Here is a 4,584-nt window from a genome sequence, read left to right as displayed (position 1 = left end):
GCCGTGAAGTTGGCGTCGGCCAGCAGCAGCGCATCGTCATGGCCCATCTCGGCCAGCAGCTTGAGCAAGTCGGGCGTGAGTAGAGGGTCAATGCCTTTAAGCATGAGCGGGCCTCACGCATTTTGGAGTGACAGTGCCCCCTCGAGCGGCAGCAGTACGCGAAGCGATAAGCGCGGGGGGCCCCTCTTTACCAGCCGGGGCCGCGGATCTGGCTTTGCCAGTCCGCAGGCGCAGCGCCCCCTCGGGGGGCAGCGTAGTACACGCAGTGACAAGCGTGGGGGCCAATATGTCAGGCAAGTGCGGACTCCGGCAGTTCTTCGGCCGTCTTGGCGCCCGTCATCACGGCCACGGTGTCGCTCATGCTGATGGTCTTGGGATTGACGACCGCCGCACGGCGGCCCAGGCGCTGGATGTGGATGCGGTCGGCGATTTCAAACACATGCGGCATGTTGTGGCTGATCAAGATGACGGGCAGTCCCTTGTCGCGCACCCGGCGAATCAGCTCCAGCACCATGTTGCCTTCTTTCACGCCAAGGGCGGCCGTGGGTTCATCCATGATGACCACATGCTGCGCAAAGGCAGCGGCGCGCGCCACGGCCACGCATTGGCGCTGGCCGCCGGAGAGTGTTTCCACGGCCTGCGTCATCGAACGAATCCCGACCTTGAGTTCCTGCATGCGGGCAATGGCCTGCTCCAGCATCTTCTTCTTGTCGAGCAGGCGCAGCCAGCGGCCCAAGGGGCCGGGCTTGAGGAGTTCGCGGCCCAGAAACAGGTTTTCCGCAATGCTCATGGCAGGGGCCACGGCCAAATCCTGGTAGACGGTTTCGATCCCGGCACGGCGCGCATCGATAGGAGACTTGAAGCGCATCGGCTTGCCGTCGAGCAACAGTTCGCCTTCGTCAGGCACGGTGGCGCCCGACAAGGCCTTGATCAGCGAGGATTTTCCGGCGCCGTTGTCACCGATCACGGCCAGGATCTCTCCGGCGCGTAGTTCGAAGTCGGTACCGTCCAGTGCGGTGACCTGGCCGTAGCGCTTGACCAGTCCCTTGGCCTGCATGATCAGAGGTGCGGAAGTGGGGAGGGGCGTTGAGGTGTTCATCAGCGGGGCCCTTTGCGCGACATCTGGTCGGCCGCGACTGCCAGGATCACCAGAATGCCGGTAATCAGTGTCTGGTAGACGGAGGCAACGCCCATCAGGGTGAGACCGTTGCGAAACACGCCCACAATCACCGCGCCGACGAGCGTGCCGAGGATGATGCCGCGTCCGCCAAACAGGCTGGTGCCGCCCAGCACCACGGCGGTGATGGCATCGAGGTTTTCGGTTTGCCCGGCATTCGGGTCGCCGACGCCGGTGCGCGCCACCGACAGGAGCGCGGCGATGCCGTAAAAAAGACCGGCCAGCGCGTACACGGCCACCAGTACGCGGTCGACCCGGATGCCGGTCAACCTTGCTGCTTCGGCGTTGTTGCCCACGGCATACAGGTGCCGGCCCGGCGCGGTGTCCCGCAAGACAAACCACGCCAGCAGATACAGGCCAATCATGGTGACGGTTCCCAGGCTGACTTCGGTGCTGCCCAGATCGAATGTGTTGCCCAGCGCGGTCAATTCCGCCGGGAGGTTGGGAACGATTTGCGCGTTGGAGTAGATCTGTGTGATCGCAAATGCGATGTTCAGGGTGCCCAGCGTCACGATGAAAGGGGGCAATTTGATACGGGTGACCAGCAAGCCATTGACGAGGCCGAAGCCGGTCGTGACCGCCAGGCCGCAAGCAATGGCCAGGTAGGGGTTGATGCCGTAATTCACGGCGAACTTGGTCATCACCATGCCGCCCAGTGCCATCACCATGCCACAGGACAGGTCGATGCCGGCCGTCAGGATGATCAGGGTCTGTCCAATGGCCAGGACACCGACCACCATCACCTGCTGCAGCACCAGGGACAGGTTTGCACCCGTCAGGAAGCGGTCTGACTGGGTGGYAAAAAAGATGCAGGTGGCCAGCAGGGCCAGCCAGGGGCCGAGGGCCCCCCACGGGATGTGGCGCGAAGACAGGTTCATCGGTAAAGATCCAGGATGGAGAAAATGATGTTGTCATCCTGCACCGGACCTGGTGCAAGATGACAGGCGGCAGGCGTCTGGCCGATTACTTCGCACCCCAGCAAAGGTTCAGTCCCGTTTTGGTGTCTTTGCTGTCTACACCCGGAAGGGCTTTTGCCGAGACCAAGGTCACGCCGGTGTCGGTGTAACCCGAAGCCTTTTTGCCGCCCTTGGCGTAGCTGACACCTGCTGCCACGCCCAGCGCCGCCATGGTCAGGGGGTATTGCTGCGACGTTGCGGTGATGATGCCGGCTGCCGTGTCCTTGATGCCCTGGCAGCCGCCATCGACCGAGACAATGGTCACGCCTTTTTCCTTGCCGGCCTTTTTCAGCGCATTAAACGCACCCGCGGCCGCAGGCTCGTTGATGGTGTAGACCACGTTGACGTCGGGATTTTTCTGCAGGCAGTTTTCCATGGCCGTCTGGCTCTTGGCCTGGTCACCAAAACCATCGGCCATGCAGACCACGGCCGCGTCTTTGGACAGCTCGTTGGATTTCGCGTCTGCCGCAGGCAGGCCGAAACCCTTCATGAACCCATTGTGACGCTGCGCCCCCACCGGATGGCCTGGGAACAGGTCGATCGTGACAATCCTGGCAGGTTTGCCGGCCATGGCCGCCTTCGCATACTGGCCGATCAAAACGCCGGCTTTGTAGTTGTCGGTGGCGAACAGGGCATCGGCACCTTCAAAAGGGCTGTCCAGTGCAATCACCTGCACGCCTTTGGCCTGGAGTTTTTTGACGGTAGGGCTGATGGCGTCGCCGCTGGCGGTGATCAAAATGGTTTTGGCGCCGCCGGCAGCCATGTTTTCCAGTGCGGTGATCTGGCCTGCTGTGTCGCCGTCGGATTTGCCGGCGGCGGTCAGCAGCTTGGCGCCGAGTTTTTTGGCCTCGGCTTCAGCACCTTCCTTCATCTTGACGAAGAAGGGGTTGGTTTCGGTTTTTGTAATCAGGCCGATCACGGGTTCGCCCGCTGCAAAGGCCGATGTGGCGGCCAGGGCGAGGCTGGACAGTGCCAGGAGGGCGGTGGTCTTTTTCATGAAATGGTCTCCTTGTTGAATCGACATTCAGGCCCGGGTTCGCGGGAAAGTACCCATAAGTGATGGGTGTTGGTGAACTATAGTGGCGCTTGAGTTATTAAATCAAGTTGTTTTAGTTATGGATTACCCTGAGAAAAACCCTGAAAAAGTGCTGCAAGTTGCAACCGCTGGTGAGGCATTGATTGACCTGATCGTTCAACCGGACGGACGTTATGAACCTTGCCCGGGTGGCGCTGTTTTCAACCTGACGCGTGCGCTGGCCCGGCAGGGCGTCAGCACCCTGTACCTCAACCCTTTGTCGCGCGATCGCTTTGGCCGCCAGCTGGCTGCCGCGCTGACCGGGGATGGTGTGCGGCTGGCCTGCCCACAGCCTGTGGCACAAAGCACCTCACTGGCCGTGGTGGGGCTAAATGATGCAGGCCATCCCGACTACGTTTTTTACCGGCAGGATGTGGCGGACCGTGCGGTCACGGCGGACAGCCTGATCCAGTCGTGTCAACGCGTCCCCGCGCTCGAGATGGTGTATACCGGTGCCCTGGCACTCGCGCCCGAGGATGCGGGCCGCTACCTGCCATGGCTGCGTGCCCAGCATCAGGCGGGCAGCATGGTGGTGGTGGATGCCAACCTGCGGCCGTCGGTCATGCCGGACCTGCAGGACTACAGGCGCAACGTGCACGCTGCRCTGCAACACGCCGACGTCGTCAAGGTCAGCGATGAAGACCTGGAAAGCCTGGCGATACCTGGCGCTGATGTATTTGCGCGGGCGCAGCATCTGCTCGGCACGAGCGGTGCCGGCTTGCTGGTTCTGACCCTGGGGCCGCACGGAGCCTGTCTGTTGACAAGCGATGGCCGGCGGTGGCGCGCCCGCGAATCCCGGCCGTTGTCGGTGGTGGATACCGTGGGTGCAGGCGACTGTTTTCTCGCCGGTTTCATGGCCGCTTTGCTGGCGCGAAAAAACGGTGTGACTGGCACTGCTGACCTGCTGGCACTACCGGATGATGTGGGACGCAGCTTGCTGGCCCACGCCATGGCCAGTGCCAGCTTGTGCGTGATGCGACGCGGCTGTGTGCCCCCGACTGGGGCGGAAGTGCAGGCCAGGATTGAACAGGCAACCTGCGTATTTGACTGACGGCCGCTACCGATGCCTTACTGAAAAGATCAGGGAAAGAAGTCGGAAATCGTAAGTAAGCGTATTATCTGTCCGAAATCCTGTGCGCAGGTACGCTGCAGGACCCGGAGACACTCAGATGAACGCACCTCATACCCTGTCACGCTGGAGCGACCCTGGCTCCAGTCGCGTGCCCTTTTGGGCCTACACCGATGCGCAGCTGTACCAGCGCGAGCTGGAAAAAATCTTTTACGGCACGCACTGGTGCTATGTGGGCCTGGAGGCCGAGATTCCCAATGTGGGCGACTACAAACTCAGCCATGTCGGTGAACGACAGGTGCTGATG

6 protein-coding genes are annotated in these 4,584 nt (G+C 61.8%); 2 read left to right on the top strand and 4 right to left on the bottom strand.

The window, feature by feature from the left end:
- From AC1DWI_RS14520 to AC1DWI_RS14505, 4 genes are all read right to left on the bottom strand, one after another.
- A partial coding sequence (locus tag AC1DWI_RS14520; protein ID WP_477725079.1) for an RbsD/FucU domain-containing protein occupies positions 1-104 on the bottom strand: 104 nt, incomplete at its 3' end.
- 185 nt (positions 105-289) lie between these two features.
- A complete protein-coding gene (locus tag AC1DWI_RS14515; protein ID WP_477671142.1) occupies positions 290-1,099 on the bottom strand; it encodes an ATP-binding cassette domain-containing protein in 810 nt (269 codons plus the stop codon).
- On the bottom strand, positions 1,099-2,055 hold the full coding sequence (locus tag AC1DWI_RS14510) for an ABC transporter permease (RefSeq protein WP_477725078.1): 957 nt from the start codon (positions 2,053-2,055) through the stop codon (positions 1,099-1,101). Before AC1DWI_RS14510 ends, AC1DWI_RS14515 begins: the two co-directional genes overlap by 1 nt.
- A gap of 85 nt (positions 2,056-2,140) precedes the next feature.
- Positions 2,141-3,130 (bottom strand): substrate-binding domain-containing protein, encoded by a 990-nt coding sequence (locus tag AC1DWI_RS14505; protein WP_477671140.1) that lies wholly within the window; start codon positions 3,128-3,130, stop codon positions 2,141-2,143.
- A 118-nt stretch (positions 3,131-3,248) separates the two neighbouring features.
- Here AC1DWI_RS14505 and AC1DWI_RS14500 point away from each other — a divergent pair, with 118 nt between their 5' ends.
- Both AC1DWI_RS14500 and AC1DWI_RS14495 read left to right on the top strand, forming a co-directional pair.
- A complete protein-coding gene (locus AC1DWI_RS14500; RefSeq protein WP_477671139.1) occupies positions 3,249-4,259 on the top strand; it encodes a PfkB family carbohydrate kinase in 1,011 nt (336 codons plus the stop codon).
- Positions 4,260-4,377: 118 nt separating this feature from the next.
- Positions 4,378-4,584: Rieske (2Fe-2S) protein (locus tag AC1DWI_RS14495; RefSeq protein WP_477725077.1), on the top strand; the 207-nt coding region annotated here is incomplete at its 3' end.

This window comes from Polaromonas sp. P3_C2 (assembly GCF_056402675.1).
This window is presented reverse-complemented; position numbering and strand designations above follow the sequence as displayed.